The organism is Nostoc sp., from assembly GCF_041747015.1.
GTDB lineage: Bacteria > Cyanobacteriota > Cyanobacteriia > Cyanobacteriales > Nostocaceae > Nostoc.
The window spans coordinates 17,405-38,083 of record NZ_JBGTFY010000082.1 but is presented as its reverse complement, the minus strand read 5'-3'; the positions used below and the strand labels follow the sequence as shown (position 1 = coordinate 38,083).

Here is a 20,679-nt window from a genome sequence, read left to right as displayed (position 1 = left end):
TTCAGGCTGGAAGAATATCCTCAACAATTTACGCCTAATCATTCAGTAGTAGAAATTTTAAGGAAATTCTCAGCTTAAATTAATTTAATTACTAGCAAATACATTTAGATTACTAGTATGGAAAGATTTGCAGAGTTAAGACGGTGAGAAAATAAAAATCTTTAGCAATCTTTTCATTGTAGGTATGTAATCAAGGTAAGTTCAAATCAGCTATAACTAAAGATGTAGCGGTTGACAACAATTTTATATTTAGCAGTTTGATTTTATTAATAAAGCTTTATTCAACACCTAAAACACAACCAGAACGTGAAGCAAATCACAAAAGTTTGGATAAATATAGACCCATTCTCCTTACAGTCACGCCTCACGGTTGGTATTGCTGGGTTTTCAGCTTTAGTATTAGGTAGCCTCGCTACATGGACTAGTTGGAAAATGCAACAAATTTTAGTTGATAGTCATAAGTATAATATAGAACAAATTGCCAAGCGCTTGCCGCAAGATGTGCAAATTTATAGTGAAATGATGCAACCTGAAACTGGGTTGCAAAAGGCTATTAATAATTTAGCAAATACCAATACATTATTATGGCTAAAAAGTCCTGATAATAAAATTTTAGTAAAATCTGCCACTTTTGATTTATTATCTGATACTACGGTAGCTGAGTTAATATCTCTGACTAAGATGCCGATTGAATCACATATTTATAAAATTAACCAAAGCTACTTTGTTTTATCTGCTAGTTCTGTGCAAGTGCAGGGTAAGCTACTGGGTGAGTTATTTGTAGTAAAGGATATCACCCGTGAACAAAAAATGTTTATGGCAATGGTACAGAGTTTAAGTATTACTAGTGTTTTGGCAATTATTATTTTAACAGTTGCGATCGCACTTTATATTAAGCGTTCTCTGCAACCTCTACGGCAGCTAAATCAAATGACTTCTGTGATTTCTGCTGAAGATTTAGGACAAGCGCAGCTATATCTTGATAATGCACCTAGCGAAGTTAAAGAATTAGCTCAAACTTTGACCATGCTATTATCGCGCCTCTCGCAATCTTGGGAGCAAGAACGACAATTTGTGAGTAATGTTTCTCACGAATTACGCACACCTCTAACGATTGTACATGGTTACTTGCAAAGTGTGTTGCGAAGGCAGAATAATTTAACCCAAACCCAACAAGAAGCTTTAGAAACTGCTGCATCGGAAGCTGAACGTACCATCCGCCTGCTACAAGATTTACTTGATTTAGCACGAGCAGATAGTGGTTACTTATATTTTCAGATGAAATCTTATGTGCTGAATGACTTGATTGAAGAAGTCGTAATGATGGCAGAAAAGTATAGCGATCGCATAATTACCATCGAATCAAAAGTTTACCCAATTGAGGTAAAAGTAGACTACAGTCGCCTCAAGCAAGTATTGTTAAATTTGATTGATAATGCTGTTAAGTATTCGGAAGCTAATACACCCATAATTTTTAAATTAAACCAGCTTCAAGACAAGGCAATTATTCAAGTTTGTGATAAAGGTTATGGCATTCCTTTACAACACCAAGCACGGATTTTTGAGAGATTTTACCGCGTAGATGAATCCCGCTCTCATACTACTGGGGGTTGTGGTTTAGGTTTATCAATCGTCAAGACACTTGTAGAGGGTATGGGGGGTAGTGTAAGCGTGCAATCAAAGTTAGAGGAAGGAAGTATGTTTACAATCACCTTACCCACATATAGCAGTCCTATGTGATTTGTGAAAATAGACTGGTGATACTTTACAGGCGTAGTGAGTATTAAAGCAGATAAACTATCGAAAACTAAACCTTTCATGATGAAATACTCATTTTTATGTGAATCAAAAACCTGTAATTAATAGACTCGTACATGACTATAAGAATAAGCTGACTCATAAATTAAAGTCTTCTGAGATTTCAAAACTAATATTCTTATAAAACTTTTACTAGTTAAGATAAAAGAGAAAATCTTTGTATATTAGGATTATAGCTCAATACGCTTGAGTTAAGGTTTTTTGGTAGTGATTTTAAACCTTTAGAGACGCGAAATTTCGCGTCTCTACCAAAGATTTCGGGCTTAACCCAAGCGTATTGGATTACAGCTTTCTAAGCAAAAGCTCTAACTCTATTCAGGTAAAACTCATTTTTCTGCCACTCGTTTATATTAGAGTTAAATTATATGCAAACAATCTTATGACAGCACATATCCTTTTGGTGGAAGATGAAGTCAAACTGGCGCGATTTGTCGAATTAGAACTTAGTAGCGAAGGATATCAAGTAAGTGTAGCCCATGATGGCATCGCTGGTTTAACCTTGGCGCGAGACTCATCACCAGATTTAGCGATTCTGGATTGGATGCTACCAGGGCTGACAGGTTTGGAAATTTGTCGCCGTTTGCGAGCAACAGGCAGTACAGTACCAGTAATTTTGTTGACAGCAAAAGATGAAGTGTGCGATCGCGTGGCAGGATTAGATGCAGGAGCTGATGATTATGTAGTTAAGCCTTTCAGCATTGAGGAACTGCTAGCTAGAATTCGCGCTCATCTCCGCCGCACGCAAGAAACAGACGAAGATTTATTGCAGTTTGAAGACTTAAGCTTAAACCGCCGCACTCGTGAAGTGTTTCGGAGTAAACGACGCATTGAGTTAACAGCAAAAGAGTTTGACTTATTAGAATATCTCCTTTCACATCCCCGTCAGGTATTTACTAGAGATCAAATTCTGGAAAAAGTTTGGGGTTACGACTTCATGGGTGATTCCAATATTATCGAAGTTTATATTCGTTATCTGCGGCTCAAGCTAGAGGAAAATAAAGAGAAACGTTTGGTTCATACAGTGCGTGGTGTAGGATATGCTTTACGAGAGTAATTATAATAACAATTAATGGGTGCAAATTACATTTTTACAACAGATATTTTGGTTGTAAAAAAATTAATTTAGTTGCCGATCACCAAATGATTTCAGACTACGTACCATTCAATAACTAGAGGAATATCAAAGCTAATGTCAACTCGCAACTTTACTCTTTTGAAGCCCTTAGTACGCAACTTGTCGATCATTTTGCTTACTGTTGTATTTGTATACGGTGGATTCCGTTTAATGCTTCCCGCTCCTGCCATAGATATTTCAACTTCTACACCCAAAGGAAAACAGACGGCGGTTTTTGGTGGAGGGTGCTACTGGGGAATGGAAGGGGTTTTTGAGCATCTCAAAGGTGTTTCTGATGTTGTTTCTGGCTTTTCGGGTGGCAGTGCAAAAACCGCAGACTACGCGCTTGTTAGTTCTGGATTTACCAATCACGCTGAATCAGTGCAAATCACTTATGATCCATCGCAGATATCATATAGTCAACTGTTGAAGATTTACTTTTTGGTGGCGCATGATCCGACACAGTTGAATCGGCAAGGTCCAGACTCCGGTAGGCAATATCGTTCGGTGATCTTTTTTGCTAACGATGAGCAGAAGCGAGTCACGCAAGATTATATTAATCAACTTAACAAAACGCACGCCTTCCAAAAGCAGATTGTGACTGAACTAGCTCCCTTGAAGAGTTTTTATCAGGCTGAGGAATATCATCAGAACTACATTGAACATTATCCGAATAATCCCTATGTGGTTGTGAATGACTTGCCGAAGTTGGTTAAGCTCCAAGCAAACTTTCCTAATATGTATAAGAATTAGGGGAATTTGTGACATTTGGCTATTACAGCGGTTCTCGGTTGAGTGAGGTACAAGAACCCCACCCCCGCAGGCGAGGAGGGGGCTATGATGTACCTCATCTGATTAGGAAACGCTATAATATCCCCCTAATCCAGTTAAAGTTAAAGATTAGCCTACACTAGGAATATTTCGGAGGACACTGACAATTTCAACAGGGTCTAACCGTTTAGTATAATCTGGATCAACAAAAGCATAGACAATCCCGCCATCTTGATCAGCTACAAATGTCGCTGGAATTGGCAGTTGAAAAGACTCATCTCCATTATATCGTGGTAATGCACATCCTCGTTCTAGAAATGTAGGTCTTAGAGACTCTGGAATTTGAAACACAATCCCAAATTGAAGGGCAATATGATTTTTGCGATCGCTCAATACTTCATAGGTTAGTTGATGTTTTTCAACAGTTGATATAGATTGTAGAGAAAAACTGTTGCAGTGAAGTTACTGAAAAGTCATAAAATCTATTTTTGAGAAAACTAGACCATTGGATTGACAAGGCTGTAGGAATTATTGTAGATTCCCAGGGCTGACTACCACCTGCAATTCCTGGTATATGCACCTTAAACTATACGTTCAATTAGGCGATCGCCATTGTCAAAGTACTTTAGCAAAAAGAATTAAAAAAGGGCAAAGGTAAAAAGAAAATTTCATTTCTTTACCTTTGCCCTTTTCCCAATTTCTGCAAGAAATTTAATGCTTTTTTATGGAAGACTAAATCAAACTTTTGCTAGGGCAATTGCAACTTAAATGTTATCAAATAGCTCCTCTGGTTTTAGCAAAATATTAATCGTCAAGTCGATTTAAGATTACTTGACTTCACTAGGTTCAAATTTAGTCACCTTACCTTTCTTAATCGCAACAATTACGTCGTAATGCGAACAGTAAGAGAATGTGATATTATTGGCTTTGTTGTAAAGGTTAACTACGTGACCTGCACCACCTACCTGGATACCAATTGGCTCCAAATCACCAAAAAAGAAACGACGCAGTTGATCACCACTACCAATTTTACCCTTACTCTTAGTAAGCAAGTCTACTTTCTGTGCTACAGACATTTCTTCGGCTGCTGATGCCTGTACTAATGATGGATTGATTAGCTTTAATGGTGCATCCCAAACCGTTAAAGAACCAACCAAGACAATACCTGTAAGTAGGGGGGCGAGTTTCATTTGTGACTCCTGTTCTTTTTTTTATCCTGAACATCCAAATTATCTCAGATGGCAGTGAGAGTTTATTTAAACTAAGCCACTATTTTCATGAATTTATCCCTTGAGAAAATTTAGTTGATTCTCAGCACTTTCTCAGGCATTCATAGTTCCTCAAAGTCACAACATAATTTAAGTGTTCTCTCAGCAAAACTTCATTGAGCTCAGAATGAAGGCAACTTAGTATAATAAGCAATGCTTTCATTGCAGTGATGTTATTGTGACTAGACCCAGAAGACCACATCGCCTAATCCATAGAATTTCAGGACAAACATATCTCTGGCTAGCAATGCTAATTTTTGCAGCATCTAGCGCAATTACCCGTAAGCTAACAGAAATTGGTGCTCAACATTTCATGGATGAGCGCAATCCGATTTCTTTGTGTAATGTTTTATTCGTGGGAAACCTTTGTGCCTTGATACTTCTGATCCTAATCTATGGGCGAGAGTGGAACAAAGCTACCTTGGAGCAGATATCAAGGAAAAATTGGGTCAGTCTAACAGCAGTAGCTATTTTATCGGGAGCCTTAGCTCCTGGCTTAATTTTCCAGGCACTTGCACTTACAGGGGTGAACAATGTCATCTTGGTTGGACGCTTGGAACCGCCTCTAACTCTGGCTTTATCAGTCTGGTTATTAAAAGATCGGGTAAATATTTGGGAATTTATCGGTGCGATCGCAGCTTTTATTGGTGTTATCCTAACTATCATCCTTCAGCCCCCAGAAGAAGCGATGATGAACATGGGAGGTTTCGGGTTAGGCATAGGAGAAATTTTGGCAGCAACCGGATCTGTCGCCATAGCCGCTTCTACGATTATTGGCAAGAAATACCTCTCGCAAATTCCCCTGGGAATCTATAGTATCTTTCGTACTGCACTAGGAACCGTAATCTTTTTCTTCAGTGCTTTAGTCCTCTATGGCAGCGATCATTTCGCTGATGCACTCTCACCATTTTTGTGGCAGTGGATGTTTCTCTATGGTGGGTTGATTGTGGTAGTAGGTCAGTCTTTTTGGATTAAAGGCTTGAAAACTTCTACTGTATCTATGGCTTCCTTAGTTGGCTCATTTAGCCCAATTGCGGGCATCCTAGCAGCCTATTTAATTTTGGGTGAAGCCCCTACCTTACCTCAATATATTGGCGGTAGCTTGATTTTAGTAGGTCTATTCTTGAGCCAATTTGGCATTTGGCGTGAGAGGAATGGCAGAGTTGCGTCTGACAAGGTGAATTCTACTCAAGCACAGCAACAGGCAGAAAATGGGATGGGATTCAAGGGGATTTGAAGGAGGTAGGAGGAAGAAAGCTTTTCCTTTGGGTTATTTCTAACTGGACAGCAGTTATTTTTGCCCTGCTGCATTAGTATGTCAAAATAAAAATACCCGATACCTCAAGGTGAGCGATCGCTCCAAAAGCAAGATTAAAGGATTGACCTGAGCAATGGCAGACCAAACCAATCACAATCAAGCGGGAGAGGTAGCTCCCAGCACTGTTGACAAACAAGCTCCCAGTGTGGCTGAAGAACACGCTCCTAGTACAGATTCACCCGAAGCCACAGACCTTCCTACTGCCAACGCGCCAGATCCCAAACCCGCAGCCGCCGCACCAGCAGAAAAACCAGCCGCCGCAGCCAAAGCCGCTAAAAAGGAAAAAGCCCCATCTGTTGAAGATAAGCCATTTGTAGAGTTTATTGAGCAAGATTACTTGCCAGCCTTACAAAAAGCGATCGCTCAACAAGGCGTGCAAGATTTACAAGTGTCTTTTGCCAAGCAGAAGGTGTCAATCACTGGCTTTGAATCCACCGAAGAATGCTGGCAAATTATCGGCAGCTGGTCGGAAATTGGTCTGCGTCAGTTTAATTTGTATTTCCCCGAAGAAGATATTCAAGGGAAAAAAGGATTTTCTTGTAATGAAGGCAAAAAACCTAGCACTCTTGAGTCATTCTTAATCGATGAACGCAAAATTACCCTCGATTTGTTGGTATTTGGCTTAGTTCAGCGCTTGGATGGTCAAAAGTGGCTAGGTAGAAATTAGTCATTGGTCATTGGTTTTTAACAAAGGACAAATGACAAATGACTAATAACAATTAAAGTTCATGGAAATGGTAGATAACGGCTCCAGTATTGGGGTCGTTATCAATTTTTACATAACCTGATTTGTACATTTCTTTAAGAGTAGCTTCCACTTCAGCGAAGCTAGCTCCCGTAAACTTCACACCTTGAGTCACAGTTAGAGTACCACCTTTGCTTTCTGCGGCTTCAATCAGTTTAATCATGAGTTGATTACCAGTTGGGTGGTGGACTTGGGATGTAACCACTGCTTGATTTAAAGGTACACCAAAGGGAGATACACCTGCTTTTAGTCTCAGTTTGTGTTCATATTCATCAACCATACCGGGGATGATCAACAGATCTACAATTTGTCCTACGTAAAACAAACCAAAAGTACACAGCCACAATAAACCCGTCCCTATTTTGCCATTGTATAAACGGTGCAGCCCTCCCACCCCGAAAAATCCGACTGCACACAAGATGTAAGAGACAAGTAATCGGTCTTTCTGCTGATTGTTTTCAAGATTCATCTTGTTTTCAACCCTTTGGATTTGCTCTTGTTGTCTAAGATGTTTTTCCATACTGTTTTTTGCATATCAGCATGGATAGATAGCGCAATTAAAAGTTTTCAGTAATCATGCCAGTCATAGATTGTTAATTCTAAGATGAGCAATTTCTGATCAAGCCACATACACTTATTGTAATAACAACCACAGAAAATTACTGAGATGGTAGTGTTTTGACAATGGGATAAGGCTGTGCTATTCAACTTGATAAAAACAGTGCTGAGTGCTGAACTACGTTGAATTGACTACCAATCCGCGATTCTCGATTCCGTAAAAGTTGAATTATTGTTGCAACTCTTAACTTTTCACTTACTAGCTTTGTAACCCGCACCTTGGTAGACTAAACTTTATACAATTGTATTGTTGTCAGCTATTGCGCCTTGCCAGAGCATTACCCTTGGCTTTTTGGTGAGGCAGTCCGATATTGGGGGTTTCCACGCCACTCCCCCCAACTGAGGGAAACCTCCGCAAGGGGGTGGCTCCCCATGAGGAACTGCCGTTAGCGTAGCGGTAGCGAGTAGGAGCGTCACCCGAAGGGTGTACTTAAAATAATAAAGACGAAAGAGCAATCAAGACATGGTAGACTCCCTCAAAAAACCAGGCTTTGAAGAAATCCGGCCAGGGATTAAAGTCCCGGCGAAAGAAACCCTGTTAACACCTCGGTTTTATACTACCGATTTTGATGAAATGGCGCGGATGGACATTTCCATCAACGAAGATGAGTTAAGAGCCATTCTCGAAGAGTTTCGCACTGACTACAATCGCCATCACTTTGTTCGGGATGCCGAATTTGAACAATCCTGGGATCATATTGACGGGGAAACTCGCCGATTGTTCGTTGAATTTTTAGAACGCTCCTGTACGGCAGAGTTTTCTGGCTTTTTGCTGTATAAAGAACTCGGTCGTCGCTTGAAAAGCAAAAGCCCTGTATTGGCAGAGTGCTTTAACCTGATGTCACGGGATGAAGCGCGTCATGCTGGCTTTTTGAACAAAGCTATGTCAGACTTTAACCTCTCCTTAGATTTAGGGTTTTTAACTAAGAGCCGCGATTATACCTTCTTTAAACCGAAATTCATCTTTTACGCCACTTATATTTCTGAGAAAATTGGTTATTGGCGCTATATCACTATTTATCGCCATTTAGAAACACATCCCGAAGACCGGATTTATCCAATCTTCCGGTTCTTTGAAAACTGGTGTCAAGATGAAAATCGTCACAGTGATTTCTTCGATGCACTGATGAAATCCCAGCCGCAAATATTGAATGATTGGAAAGCAAGGCTGTGGAGTCGGTTCTTCCTATTGTCAGTTTTTGCGACAATGTATCTTAATGACATCCAACGCAAGGACTTTTATGCCACCCTGGGATTAGATGCGCGAGAATACGACATCCATGTAATTAAGAAGACCAATGAAAACGCAGGTAGGGTGTTCCCACTCATGCTGGATGTTGAGAATCCAGACTTTTATCAGCGTTTGGATGTTTGTATAAATAATAACGAAAAGCTGGGTGCGATCGCTAACTCTAATACTCCCAAATTCCTGCAATTCTTCCAGAAACTACCGCTTTACATCTCAAATGGCTGGCAGTTATTGCGGCTGTACCTGATGAAACCGATTGATACTGTTTCTGCTCAAGGGACAATTCATTAATTTATAACAAGTTTGCAAAAGCTTTAGTGGTTCTACAATCAACAGAACCACTTTTTTTGTCAAAGTTGGGTAGGCGTAGAGTTTTGCAATAGATACCTTGAGTTAAGCTGATTTTTCCATTCTAATTACATCTGGGGTGAATGTTTGATGCTTGGCTGCTTCTAACTCATAACATCTGAGAATCAGTAATGTAAGCTTATCAAAATCACTCACAGAAGAAATAATTACTTTTGATGCTGCATCGCCCAGAGAAGCTGTTACTTCCTGCACTTCAAAATTTGGAGCTAGAGACTTTACTTCATCTACACTTAGCCGAGCAATAAAACTTTTTTTCTGCGAAGATAAATACAGCCGCAGAAACCACCGAGCACTTTTGCCAAGATTTATACCAAAGTAGGAGGTAGTATCTTTGTATTTGAGTTCAAAATTGTAACTCCTTGAAGTTTGTGTAATTGCTTTAATTTTTTCAAAAGCTTCGATTTCTTCAGCAGTTGTTACTATTCTTGATTCTTGAGGATCTTCGGATTGTTCTTCTTCAATTTCTGGTTCTACTTCAACTTTGACAGGTTGAGACATTTCTCGGCTAAGTGAGCTTGTCATTAAGTCTAGTAAACTTCCCTGAATCGACTTTTTAACAATTGCGTTGAATTTTTCAATTACCCTAGCATTAATATTACCTTGAAATTCATACCTTTGGTCAGAGGAACGCAGTTCAGACACCAAAAAATGAATAAATTTTTCGGAAGGAGAACGCAGAAGATTTCCTACAAGCTGAGTCATGCCTTTTACATATACCATTTCCTCTGCATGGTTAGTAATAGCTGCCACATCAAAAGTATCACGGTGAAATACTTTAAGGTTCTCAATATCTTTAGAATCATATTCAAGGATGTTAAAAGTGAAAAATGGCTCCTTGTCCATGACATTTTGGTGACGTAAGTCAGTAAAAAAACGGTACTCAATCCCATTAGTGACTATAGCTACTTTTGTTGTCAAAAGTGCATTAAAATATTTGCTCAATTGTCCATCATGTGCTTCAGCTTTTTGACCACGGGCTTTTGCTTCTACGAGCATAACTTTAGTACCGTTAATAGCTAAGGCGTAATCTACCTTTTCAAACTGTCCTGCTCTTCTAGTAGCAAAGTCTGCTACATATTCAGGCATGACTTCACTAGGATCATGGACATCATAGCCAAGAGCAGTCAAAAAAGGAACAATCAGTGCCATCTTAGTAGCTTCTTCGCCAACAACTTGGTCAAATCGCTTACGCACTTGTTCAGACAGCTTGATAATATCTTCAGTGAATCCCATCTTGCTTACTCCTGGTAAATTAGTGATTTTTGATACATATTTTTTGTAAAATAGGAGTGATTGCAAGGTGATATAGTAGATTTGAATTGAAAGTATTACCGCGATCGCCTTCCTTATCACTCCTATAAAAGTATTCCCAAATAAGTACCAGTCTCTAACACTCATGACCTGTTCATAAGTCAATACAGTTCAGTTAGCGCCAAAAGCATTAATCTGCGTAGGTTGGGGGGATCTCCGAACACTAAATATTACTAACCCAAGCGTATTGAGGTATAAGTAGGTAAGAATAAATCAAACTATGTGTTTTGCAATCTAAAATTAATTAAATTATGACAGTCTAAATTTTATTGCGGAAAAATGTGTACTACATTACCTGCTATAGATATCTGCACTCGTGTACCTACAGATAAAGCTGTATCAGTCATCGTCCGAGCGTGGAGTTCTTTACCAGAGGGAGTTTGTAAACAATATTGGTATTCGCGTCCTAAAAACCGTCGGGTGCGGACAACTACAGGCGCATCGATCGCTGGTCTTAAGATAAAGTCTTCTTGGCGGATCATGATTTCGCCGATATCGTCGGTGTGATTTGCTGTGAACTCAAAACTGCCGATTTCTGTTTCCCATAAATTACCTTGACGACGGGCGGGAATGAAATTCGCCTGAGTGACAAATTCGGCGACGAATCGTGATGCTGGATAAGTATAAATTTTTTCTGGTGTGCCTATTTGTTCTAAATGCCCTTGGCGCATCACACCTACTATATCTGAAATAGCTAGTGCTTCTTCTTGGTCGTGGGTAACAAAAATTGCCGAAGTACCCGCCGCTTTGAGAATCTCTCGCACTTCTTCTCGCAAGCGCAACCTAACTTGGATATCAAGATTGCTCAGGGGTTCATCTAAAAGCATGAGTTGGGGTTGAGGCGCTAAAGCCCGGGCGAGGGCAACTCGCTGCTGCTGTCCACCGGAGAGTTGGTAAGGGTAACGTTTTTCTAAGCCTTCGAGTCTCACCAGAGCAATGACTTCGGCTATGCGTTTTTGTATTTGCTGTTTGCTAAAATGTTTCAACCCAAAGCCCACATTTTCTGCCACATTTAGATGGGGAAACAGTGCATAATCTTGAAAAACAATACCGATGTCGCGCTGTTCGGCTGGGATGTAAGTAGAGGCATTGCAAACTATCTGGCCACCAATTTTAACTTGTCCTGTTTGCGATCGCTCAAAACCAGCAATCAATCGCAACAGCGTAGTTTTACCACAACCAGATGGGCCGAGCAGTCCTAATATATCTCCTTGTTGCAACGTCAAAGATACGTTATCCACTGCGGGAGAGGCATTTTCTGCATACCGCTTGGTGACATTTTGTAAATCTAGAATTACTTGTTGCATAGGTAGATATAAAATATCCGGCTTATAACTTGGTTTGTAAATAGATAGACGTAATTAAATGTAAGATAAAACTTCTGTTCGTAGTAAGGGATTTATCGCTCTGTATTATGAGCTTTGGTTTAATTAAACCCTTCTACTTACTGGTGCTTTACTTATTACTTTCTCTTCTTTGACGTTCTCTTGAGATAGCAACAATAAAGTTGAACCCATAGAAACCAACAGCATCGCTAATGAAGCCGCCGCCGCATCAGCGAAATCTACATTTTCTGTAGCTTGCCAAATTTGCATTGCTAAGGTGCTAAAGCCGATAGGCGCTAACAGTATAGTAGCGGGTAGTTCTTTAATTGCTGTCAGAAACACCAGCACCATACCACTCAATACACCCGGTTGTACCAGAGGTAAGGTAACTTCTCTTAAAGTTTGCCAAGCATTCCTGCCTAAACTTCGTGCAGATTCTTCTAGCTGCGGATTGACTTGCAAAAGCGAACTGCGGACTGTTCCCACAGATTGCGGTAAAAATAAAACTAAATAAGCAAATATCAACATCGGCAGAGTTTGGTACAGTGCTGGCAGATAGTTGGCACCAAAAAATACCAAAGATAAGGCCACAACAATTCCTGGAACTCCAAAACCTATGTAAGAACAGCGTTCAATAATGGCGGTGATTTTGTTCGGAAACCTGACTGCTAAAATTGCTACTGGCAAGGCAAAGATGGTGGTAGCTAACGCCGCTAATCCAGCCGCACCAATGGAGTTAAGAACGGCGGGAAGTAAATTAGGGAAAGTATAGCCACCGTTAAGTCCACGAATCAGCCAAAATAAGGTGATGCCAACTGGTAACACTACTCCCAAGCTAGTGATTAGCAGACAAAAGCCAAAAGCCGGCCATTTCCAAATTCCCAACTTCATAATTTTTGGCGGACGTAGAGAAGCAGAACCACGACTATAATAAGCTGCACGCGATCGCATTCTATATTCTAGCCACAAAATTAGCAGCACTAATGTCACCAACATCAAAGACAAGGCTGCGGCTGAGTTACGATTAAAACTAGTTTTGTATTGCAAAAAAATTGCCCGTGTAAAGGCATCAAACCGCATCAGCGAAGGTGTGCCAAAGTCACGTAAAGCATACAAAGCGACTAATAATCCCCCGGCAATCATTGATGGTTTTAACTGCGGCAAAACTACCCGAAAAAAGGTTTCTCTGCTACCATAACCCAAACTCCGAGCCGCTTCTTCTAGAGTAGGATCAATACCTTGCAAGCCAGAGCGGATACTCAGCAACATATAGGGATAGGTAAACAAAGTGATTGCCAAAACTGTCCCTGGAAAACCATAAATAGAAGGTAATTCTTCTACCCCAAATGGTTGAAGTAACAGTTGCAAAAAGCTACCTCGTGGTGCCAAAGTTGCAATCAGCGCAAAACTGCCTACATAGCTAGGAACTGCTAAAGGTAATGTTGTTGCTACTAACCAAAAACGCCGTCCTGGTAAGTCTGTCCGCACAGTTAAAAAGGCCAACGGCACGGCAATTAGTGTGGATAATAACGTTACCGTTGCCGCCATTGCCGCACTGTTTAAAAAAACCATGATATTGCGGGGACGAGAAATTAATTCCCATAACTCTTCCCCACCAATGCCTGCGGTACGAATTATTAAATATAGTAATGGCAGAGCAATGGCAACTGCCACTACCACTGCCGCTAATGTGAGAAATAATGGAGGGCGAACCGCTTTCAACTGTTACAAAACTCCTGCCTGTTGTAGTAGATTCAAAGTTGCTGGCAAATCATCTAAGTCTGTCAGGTTAACATTGGGTGGATTAAGTTTACTGATTGGTACTTGTTTTGATGGCGCTGAAATTCCTTTTACTAAAGGATATTCATTAGTTTGTTGGGCAAAGTAGTTTTGTGAACTTTCTTTGAGCAAGTAATTAATCAAAGCTTCGACATCCGCTTTTTGATCAGTGGTTTTTGTAATTGCCACTCCTGCCACGTTAATCATTGATCCTGCATCTTTGCTTGTGTAGTGGTGAGCAACAGGAAAGTTCGGATCATCTTTTTTGAAGCGATACAAGTAGTAGTTATTTACTAAACCGAGATGAACTTCTCCACGTCCCACAGCTTCCACGATCGCAGCGTTTTTACCGTAATCTTTGACACCATTAGCTTTCATCGCCTTAAGCCATTGTAATGTCTTTTCGTCTCCTTCTAATACTCGCATAGCGGTGACAAATGATTGAAATGAGCCGTTAGTGGGTGCCCAGCCGACTTTGCCGCGCCATTTTGGTTGGGTTAACTGCGAAATTGATGTTGGTAGTTCCCCTTGTTTAACTAACTTAGTATTGTAGTCAATTACACGGGCACGTCCAGAAATTCCTAGCCAATGCCCTTTAGCAGAACGAAAGCGAGGATCAACTTTGTTTAGCAGTTGAGAGGCAATCGGCAGTGTCAGCTGTTTTTTCTCCAAAGTGCCTAAAGCACCAGCGTCTTGGGCAAAAAACAAGTCTGCACGGCTATTTTTGCCTTCTTCCAAAAGTGCGATCGCTAACTCAGCAGTATCACCATAACGCACTTGAATATCCTTATTCAAGTCTTTTTTTGCTCTCTCAATTAAAGGAGCAATCAGTTTTTCCTCTCTGCCTGAATAAATCACCAGGGTTTTTGTTTGAGCATCTACAGCTACCCCAATCCCCCAGCCGAGCATTAAAGCTACAGCTCCAGCTGAAACTTTGATCAATGGTAAAGTTTTCAATCTCCAGTCCTCCACCTTAATTCTTACCAGGAAGTTTTTGCAATAATCTTGCTATTCTCAACCATTACCATTAACTTGTACTAGTAAGCAAGAAAATTCCTCAAAAAATTTAAATTTTTGCTGCTCTTGCCAGATAACTCTCAGGTGGCGTAGGTGCAACAGGTTATATGACTTTTACTTGCTGCATAAGTTTTAATGTTGCATCTAAATCCTTAAGACCGTAGCCGACATGACCTGAGTTGATAGCAATTCGGCATTATTTACAATATTTTTCTAGGTAATATTTGATAAAAATTTTTATTAAATCAAAAAATTTGCCCAAAAGCAAGCCCTATATAGATAGGAATTATTCTTGTATAAAAATTGGTAAAAAAGGTTTTCACACAAAATTACCGTCTGGTTTTTGGTTGCTACCATGATGACGATGTAAGGTATTCTTTGGGCAAGCAGCAAATGCCGCTCAATACTAAGTCTGCTTGAAGAGATAATATCTATTAGAAGAGTAGGATTTTAGGAGTAGACCTCTGTCTTTACAATTTATCACCGTTCCTCCCGCAACTTCTCAACCCCCCGCAGGCTTAATTGTCACTTTGCATGGTTGGGGTGCTAATGCTGAGGATGTAGCATCTTTGCTGCCCTTGATCAACTTACCTGATTACCAGTTTGTATTACCTAATGCACCTTTTCCTTATCCGCATTCCCCTGTAGGGAGGGCATGGTACGATTTGCAGGAAGAGAATATGTATCAAGGGTTGACAGAAAGTCGGCAACTTCTAATAGATTTTTTGGAGTCTTTAGAAGACAGCACTGGCGTTCCTTTATCGCGTACTATTTTGAGTGGATTTTCTCAAGGCGGAGCAATGACTTTGGATGTCGGCTCAAAATTGCCCCTAGCAGGTTTAGTTGTCATGAGCGGGTATTTACATCCTGATGCAGTCACGGCAGCTAAAGGTGGGGTATCGCCGACTTTAATCACTCACGGTAAATATGATCAAGTTGTCCCACTGCAAGCCGCCTGGAAGGCACGAGAAACTCTAAAGTCTCTAGGAGTGGCGGTGGAATACCACGAATTTGATATGGGGCATGAAATACATCCCCAAACGTTAGAGGTGTTACGGAATTTCGTTGTGAATGCCATTGGCTAGTCAGCATTACAAAATTTTCATAAATTTTGGTGCAAATTCTAACAATTTTTACGAAATTAATGACTTCTAATGAGTAATATATATTGGGTGGATGCGTTCAACGCAACTTAACCCATGCTGAAGGCGAGTGCTGCATAAGGGAGGGGCAAACATTATGACAACTCTAAGCATTTCCAAAAAAGAAATTGCTGCCATAACTGCGGCAGAAGTAGAAGAACTAGCTACACGTCTGGAACTGGATAATTATAGTAATGCTTTTGAGGGTTTAAATGATTGGCATCTATTGCGAGCGATCGCATTTCAGCGTCCAGAGTTAGTGGAAGCCTACATTTACCTCTTAGATTTGGAAGCCTACGATGAAGCGTAGTTAAGAGTTAGGAGTATTTAGTACTAATTTTTGTAACTACTCACTCCTAACTTTTTACCATGACTAATCCCAAATTGAACAGAGTTTTAATTGGTGTAGGTGGCGGTATCGCCGCCTACAAAATCTGTGAACTGATTTCGACGCTGTTTAAAACTGGGGTAAAAGTCCGAGTCATCCTCACTCGTTCAGCACAAGAATTTATCACACCTCTGACAATAGCCACCCTATCTCGTCATCCCGCCTACACAGATGATGATTTTTGGCAAGCAACTCACTCTCGTCCTTTGCACATTGAGTTGGGTGAATGGGCAGATGTGATGGTAATTGCCCCCCTGACTGCTAATACATTAGCAAAGTTAGCTTATGGTATGGCGGATAATTTACTCACAAATACCGTGCTGGCTTCTACTTGTCCGGTGCTGTTAGCACCCGCAATGAATACGGATATGTGGGAACAGCTATCAGTGCAAAGAAATTGGCAACAGCTATTCATAGATAGCCGATATCATGGGATGAGTACAGCATCTGGTTTATTAGCGTGCGATCGCATCGGTGCTGGTAGATTAGCAGAACCTCAAGAAATTTTAGCTCATATCCAATCGTTGTTACAGACTCAAGGCAAACGAGATTTAATAGGTAAACGAGTGTTGATTAGTGCTGGGGGAACGCGAGAGTATCTTGACCCAGTGAGGTTTATTGGCAATCCTTCCACAGGTAAAATGGGATTGGCGCTATCGCAAGCCGCACTTCACCGAGGCGCAAGTGTCACTTTGGTATATGGCCCAGCTAATTGGAATGTACCATTAGGAGTGCAAGCAATTCCCGTCATTAGTGCCGAGCAAATGCAGCACGTCATGGTGGAATGTTTACCCAACACTGATATCATTGTGATGTCAGCAGCCGTGGCAGATGTGAAGCCACGAGATTATAGTACAGAAAAATTGCCCAAGCGATCGCTCCCTCAAGCTTTACCCTTAGAACCAGTACCGGATATAGTCGCCCAGTTAGGACAATTAAAACAGCCGCATCAGCTATTAATTGGCTTTGCAGCACAAACTGGGGATATTGTCAAGCCTGCGTTAGAAAAATTGCAGAGTAAAAAATTAGATGTTATTGTTGCTAATCCCATCGATCAACCTGATAGTGGTTTTGGGAGTGATAATAATCAAGCGATATTTTTAGATAGTCAAGGAAATCAGCTAGCGATCGCACCTTGTTCTAAATTAGAAATGGCGCATCAATTATTTGATTTTGTCATCACTTGATAAATTTTCTGTAGTTAAGATGGTCTGCTTGCATAGGTGTAGCAAACTACAAATATCGGGACAGGAAACTGCACTAAAAGATAATAGCTTATTAAGCAGCAATTGGGAAAGGAAACTACTACTTCAAATTGGGTATAACCCGTATTCTATATGACTTTAAGGTCACTTTTATATATTTTATAATAATAGAAGTAAGACTTAAAAATAACACTTCAATTATATGAAAATACTCTCATCAGAACTAGTCCATTTGGGATTTGGCAAATATGTGCGTTCTGACCAAGTAACAGCAGTTATACCAATAGAAGAAGAGCGAGGTCCAGGGCGACGAACCTTTGTTCACGTTCAAGGGCAAAGCGATCCAATTATTGCCTCTCGTGCTGAAGATACCATCGTGCGTGATTTAGTACAGGAGCCACGCGAAGTTACCCAAGCACGTCAGCAGCAGGAAATTCTTCAAGATTTATTGGTAAATTTAGGTAATGTTAATTCCACTGTGCGTAGAATTAGTCGTGATGAAGGCACTTTGGATCTTGATTTGTTAGAGCGGCGAATTAAGCAAGTCCTTGAAAATTAATTGCAGCAATTAGCAAACTAAATAACGGAGAAGGATATTGCTGAATACAATTACAGACCAAGTTTCAGTATCAGAGACACAATTTCCAAATGCTGAAATTCTTTATTGGACTTAAAAGACCACTTCGCTCAACTCACATCTTGCACCTAACGATTAAAATCGCGGCTAACAGAACAAAGCCTGCCTCCGCAGGCTTCAAAACCCCTAACTTACCTTAGTCCGCGCAGGCGGACTTCGTTTATATAGCCGCGACTTCCAGTCGTTTGGGCTTGGTACAAGATGTGAGTCAAATACAGTTTGAGCAAATTACAGCTATTTTCAGGTAAATAGACCACGCTTTACGGGTACAGAATTGCTGTGCCCTACGACAAATGGGGTTCAAATAAATGAAAACTGCTGCAATTATTGGGCAAGAAAGCGATCGCACAGTCATAACATATTAATGATTTTTAAAAGCTTGCGATCGTCCCAAGGCTTCTTCAATCCTGGCTGACTCCACACCATTACCAGCCAGAAAGCTGACTGTAATTCTGTTTTTGAATTTTGAATTGCTTAGTTGATACCTGGGTTGGGCTACGCCCACTCAAAGCGGAATAATTTGGGCAGACTACAGACGGCGTTATACATTAATAAGTGTATCTGCAATACCGGACTTGTTCTGGCTCAGTCTCAATAGCAAAGGTTTGGAGATGTTTACTTTATCAGAAACTTCTATCCTAGCGGTAATCCTGCTGGTAGCTTTAGGCATTTTGGGCTGGGGCTTTTATCGCGCCAGACCTTTTGGTAAGCTGGGAATCTTAGCCTGGTTACAGTCGGTGGTGTTGATGACTCCTTGGCTCTTGTTTTTTGGATTATTTGCCGCAGGAATTTACATCAACATAGCGGGTATATTGTTCTTAGTGGTGACTTCCGCTGGATTATACATTTTCTTGGGCAGACAGTTACGCGCATCTGGGCAAGATGCCATTCTCAAGCAACGCGCAACAGAAAGACTCGCCGCTGATTCTTCACCTGAAACAAATGCCCCACAACTAGCAGTATCAGAGGTAAAACCGGAGATCCTGCCATTACCGGAAGATGACTTGAATACAATTAAAGGTATTTTCGGTATCGATACGTTTTTTGCCATAGAAACGATCGCCTACCAAGATGGAGCCATTTTTAAAGGCAATCTGCGGGGAGAACCAGAGGAGGTTCACAACCGTCTAACTGCAAGGTTACGGCAACGCCTTGGTGAGCAATATCGTCTGTTTTTAGTGGAAAACACAGATGGCAAACCCGTAGTGATTGTCCTGCCCAGTCGCAACGATCCCCGGACGATGTTGTTATCGCAAAAAGTCTTTGCAGGCGTCCTATTGCTAGCAACTATGGCCACAAATATAGAAGCAGCAAGTCTACTACTGAATTTTGATCTCTTTGCCAATCCAGGGCGGTTTACAGAAGCTTTGCCCATAGGTGCAGGGATATTTACAATTTTGGTAGCGCATGAAATTGGTCATTGGATACTTGCCCAGCGTTACCAAATCCGTCTTCGTTGGCCTTTCTTTCTGCCGGCTGTACAACTTGGTTCCTTTGGTGCAATTACCCGCTTTGAGTCTGTGTTACCTAACCGCAAAGTACTATTTGATATCGCTTTGGCAGGGCCAGCCGCAGGTGGTATTGTCTCTGTGTTAATGCTGATCGCTGGCTTGCTGCTTTCCCACCCAGGTAGTTTATTCCAATTACCAAATCAGTTTTTTCAAGGGTCGATTTTGGTGGGAAGTTTGGCAAGAGTTGTCCTTGGTTCGGCTTTGCAGTCGCCCTTGGTAAGTGTTCATCCCTTAGTAGTGATTGGTTGGCTGGGGTTAGTAATTACCGCTTTGAACTTGATGCCCGCAGGACAACTCGATGGTGGCCGCATTGTTCAGGCGATTTATGGACGCAAAACCGCAGGACGAGCAACGATCGCAACTTTAATTTTACTGGCGTTAGTGTCTCTCGGTAATACTCTTGCTATGTACTGGGCGATCACAATTTTCTTTTTGCAACGGGATCAAGAACGCCCCAGCTTAAATGAAATTACTGAACCGAATGACGCTAGAGCCGCTTTAGGTCTTTTGGCTCTATTCTTGATGATTACCACACTTTTACCCCTAACCCCTGGCTTGGCTGGGCGTTTGGGAATAGGATAAGTAGGCGTTGCTGAATTAAGGGATGATCCAGTTCAAAGGCTCAACTTCCGAGTTCAAAGGCTCTGAGATAACACCCAATTACGGTTCGGTTAAGAATATTGTAGGTTGGGTTCAAGCTTTGCGAAACCCAACAAACGCCGCAAAATGTTGGGTTTCGTTCCTCAACCCAACCTAGACATTTTTATTTTTTGGGCTTAACCGAACCGTATTGAGATAACACCAACTGGAGAAATTCTTTGGTTATGACAAAATCTAACCTTCAACAAATGCCTTTAGAGCAGCTAAGAGCTTATATTTTGGAGCATCGCAACGACGATGAAGCATTCCATATCTATATTGACAGGAGACGTGCCCAATCTCCAAATCAGATGCCGATGACTATTGAGGAAGCGGCAGCTGAATTGCAAAGACGGTTTGGACAGCAAGCTAGTTAAAAGACCATGACAAATTTTTAAGTAATTGCCGGTGAACCTTTACTGAAATTAAGCGATGTGTTCACCGACAGGCTGTTA

Annotated in this window: 19 protein-coding genes; 12 read left to right on the top strand and 7 right to left on the bottom strand. The window is 41.0% G+C overall.

What is annotated here, in order from left to right:
* Positions 1-306: 306 nt before the first annotated feature.
* The 3 genes from ACEW80_RS06465 (at position 307) to msrA (ending at position 3,685) form a co-directional block, all read left to right on the top strand.
* Positions 307-1,740 carry a sensor histidine kinase gene (locus ACEW80_RS06465; RefSeq protein WP_373525802.1) on the top strand — a complete coding sequence of 478 codons (1,434 nt, stop codon included), beginning with the start codon at positions 307-309 and terminating at the stop codon, positions 1,738-1,740.
* 457 nt (positions 1,741-2,197) lie between these two features.
* Positions 2,198-2,872, top strand: a complete 675-nt coding sequence (locus tag ACEW80_RS06460) for a response regulator transcription factor (RefSeq protein WP_373525801.1) — start codon at positions 2,198-2,200, stop codon at positions 2,870-2,872.
* Positions 2,873-3,103: 231 nt separating this feature from the next.
* Positions 3,104-3,685: a peptide-methionine (S)-S-oxide reductase MsrA gene (gene msrA / locus ACEW80_RS06455; RefSeq protein WP_373525800.1), complete on the top strand. Its 582-nt coding sequence runs from the start codon at positions 3,104-3,106 to the stop codon at positions 3,683-3,685.
* A 147-nt stretch (positions 3,686-3,832) separates the two neighbouring features.
* Here the strand turns inward: msrA and ACEW80_RS06450 are convergent, their stop codons facing one another.
* Entirely contained in the window at positions 3,833-4,135 is a 303-nt protein-coding gene (locus tag ACEW80_RS06450) for a hypothetical protein (RefSeq protein ID WP_373525825.1), read from the bottom strand.
* A gap of 395 nt (positions 4,136-4,530) precedes the next feature.
* On the bottom strand, positions 4,531-4,893 hold the full coding sequence (locus tag ACEW80_RS06445; protein ID WP_373525799.1) for a hypothetical protein: 363 nt from the start codon (positions 4,891-4,893) through the stop codon (positions 4,531-4,533).
* A 256-nt stretch (positions 4,894-5,149) separates the two neighbouring features.
* On the opposite strand from ACEW80_RS06445, the gene ACEW80_RS06440 reads away from it, so the two are divergent.
* Both ACEW80_RS06440 and ACEW80_RS06435 read left to right on the top strand, forming a co-directional pair.
* Complete coding sequence (locus tag ACEW80_RS06440) at positions 5,150-6,208, top strand: DMT family transporter (protein WP_373525798.1); 1,059 nt, start codon at positions 5,150-5,152, stop codon at positions 6,206-6,208.
* 154 nt (positions 6,209-6,362) lie between these two features.
* Positions 6,363-6,956, top strand: coding sequence for a DUF2996 domain-containing protein (locus tag ACEW80_RS06435; protein WP_373525797.1), 594 nt, complete (start codon positions 6,363-6,365; stop codon positions 6,954-6,956).
* A gap of 52 nt (positions 6,957-7,008) precedes the next feature.
* Here the strand turns inward: ACEW80_RS06435 and ACEW80_RS06430 are convergent, their stop codons facing one another.
* Positions 7,009-7,503, bottom strand: a complete 495-nt coding sequence (locus ACEW80_RS06430) for a TM2 domain-containing protein (protein ID WP_373525824.1) — start codon at positions 7,501-7,503, stop codon at positions 7,009-7,011.
* A 612-nt stretch (positions 7,504-8,115) separates the two neighbouring features.
* Here ACEW80_RS06430 and acsF point away from each other — a divergent pair.
* On the top strand, positions 8,116-9,192 hold the full coding sequence (gene acsF / locus ACEW80_RS06425; RefSeq protein WP_373525796.1) for a magnesium-protoporphyrin IX monomethyl ester (oxidative) cyclase: 1,077 nt from the start codon (positions 8,116-8,118) through the stop codon (positions 9,190-9,192).
* 102 nt (positions 9,193-9,294) lie between these two features.
* Here acsF and ACEW80_RS06420 read toward each other — a convergent pair whose 3' ends face one another.
* From ACEW80_RS06420 to ACEW80_RS06405, 4 genes are all read right to left on the bottom strand, one after another.
* On the bottom strand, positions 9,295-10,668 hold the full coding sequence (locus ACEW80_RS06420; protein WP_373525795.1) for a type I restriction endonuclease: 1,374 nt from the start codon (positions 10,666-10,668) through the stop codon (positions 9,295-9,297).
* 179 nt (positions 10,669-10,847) lie between these two features.
* Positions 10,848-11,888 (bottom strand): ABC transporter ATP-binding protein, encoded by a 1,041-nt coding sequence (locus tag ACEW80_RS06415; RefSeq protein ID WP_373525794.1) that lies wholly within the window; start codon positions 11,886-11,888, stop codon positions 10,848-10,850.
* Positions 11,889-12,011: 123 nt separating this feature from the next.
* The gene (locus ACEW80_RS06410; protein WP_373525793.1) at positions 12,012-13,628 is read right to left on the bottom strand and encodes an ABC transporter permease; all 1,617 of its coding nucleotides are present in this window, start codon (positions 13,626-13,628) and stop codon (positions 12,012-12,014) included.
* 3 nt (positions 13,629-13,631) lie between these two features.
* On the bottom strand, positions 13,632-14,642 hold the full coding sequence (locus ACEW80_RS06405) for an iron ABC transporter substrate-binding protein (protein WP_373525792.1): 1,011 nt from the start codon (positions 14,640-14,642) through the stop codon (positions 13,632-13,634).
* A gap of 539 nt (positions 14,643-15,181) precedes the next feature.
* Between ACEW80_RS06405 and ACEW80_RS06400 the strand changes: the two genes are divergently transcribed.
* From ACEW80_RS06400 to ACEW80_RS06375, 6 genes are all read left to right on the top strand, one after another.
* Positions 15,182-15,787, top strand: coding sequence for an alpha/beta hydrolase (locus tag ACEW80_RS06400; protein ID WP_373525823.1), 606 nt, complete (start codon positions 15,182-15,184; stop codon positions 15,785-15,787).
* 154 nt (positions 15,788-15,941) lie between these two features.
* Positions 15,942-16,154 carry a DUF2555 domain-containing protein gene (locus ACEW80_RS06395; protein WP_373525791.1) on the top strand — a complete coding sequence of 71 codons (213 nt, stop codon included), beginning with the start codon at positions 15,942-15,944 and terminating at the stop codon, positions 16,152-16,154.
* A 59-nt stretch (positions 16,155-16,213) separates the two neighbouring features.
* Positions 16,214-17,419, top strand: coding sequence for a bifunctional phosphopantothenoylcysteine decarboxylase/phosphopantothenate--cysteine ligase CoaBC (gene coaBC / locus ACEW80_RS06390; protein WP_373525790.1), 1,206 nt, complete (start codon positions 16,214-16,216; stop codon positions 17,417-17,419).
* 220 nt (positions 17,420-17,639) lie between these two features.
* Complete coding sequence (locus ACEW80_RS06385) at positions 17,640-17,996, top strand: hypothetical protein (protein ID WP_373525789.1); 357 nt, start codon at positions 17,640-17,642, stop codon at positions 17,994-17,996.
* 689 nt (positions 17,997-18,685) lie between these two features.
* Positions 18,686-20,167, top strand: a complete 1,482-nt coding sequence (locus ACEW80_RS06380) for a site-2 protease family protein (RefSeq protein ID WP_373525788.1) — start codon at positions 18,686-18,688, stop codon at positions 20,165-20,167.
* Positions 20,168-20,409: 242 nt separating this feature from the next.
* A complete protein-coding gene (locus ACEW80_RS06375; RefSeq protein ID WP_373525787.1) occupies positions 20,410-20,601 on the top strand; it encodes a hypothetical protein in 192 nt (63 codons plus the stop codon).
* The last annotated feature ends 78 nt before the right edge of the window (positions 20,602-20,679 follow it).

Bases quoted from the DNA above. Each gene is read 5' to 3' on its own strand.
- ACEW80_RS06375 (WP_373525787.1), top strand. From the start codon at position 20,410: ATGACAAAATCTAACCTTCAACAAATGCCTTTAGAGCAGCTAAGAGCT.
- ACEW80_RS06395 (WP_373525791.1), top strand. From the start codon at position 15,942: ATGACAACTCTAAGCATTTCCAAAAAAGAAATTGCTGCCATAACTGCG.
- ACEW80_RS06435 (WP_373525797.1), top strand. From the start codon at position 6,363: ATGGCAGACCAAACCAATCACAATCAAGCGGGAGAGGTAGCTCCCAGC.
- coaBC (WP_373525790.1), top strand. From the start codon at position 16,214: ATGACTAATCCCAAATTGAACAGAGTTTTAATTGGTGTAGGTGGCGGT.
- msrA (WP_373525800.1), top strand. From the start codon at position 3,104: ATGCTTCCCGCTCCTGCCATAGATATTTCAACTTCTACACCCAAAGGA.
- ACEW80_RS06430 (WP_373525824.1), bottom strand. From the start codon at position 7,503: ATGAATCTTGAAAACAATCAGCAGAAAGACCGATTACTTGTCTCTTAC.
- ACEW80_RS06380 (WP_373525788.1), top strand. From the start codon at position 18,686: ATGTTTACTTTATCAGAAACTTCTATCCTAGCGGTAATCCTGCTGGTA.
- ACEW80_RS06385 (WP_373525789.1), top strand. From the start codon at position 17,640: ATGAAAATACTCTCATCAGAACTAGTCCATTTGGGATTTGGCAAATAT.
- ACEW80_RS06420 (WP_373525795.1), bottom strand. From the start codon at position 10,668: ATGAGTGTTAGAGACTGGTACTTATTTGGGAATACTTTTATAGGAGTG.
- acsF (WP_373525796.1), top strand. From the start codon at position 8,116: ATGGTAGACTCCCTCAAAAAACCAGGCTTTGAAGAAATCCGGCCAGGG.
- ACEW80_RS06445 (WP_373525799.1), bottom strand. From the start codon at position 4,893: ATGAAACTCGCCCCCCTACTTACAGGTATTGTCTTGGTTGGTTCTTTA.
- ACEW80_RS06460 (WP_373525801.1), top strand. From the start codon at position 2,198: ATGACAGCACATATCCTTTTGGTGGAAGATGAAGTCAAACTGGCGCGA.
- ACEW80_RS06415 (WP_373525794.1), bottom strand. From the start codon at position 11,888: ATGCAACAAGTAATTCTAGATTTACAAAATGTCACCAAGCGGTATGCA.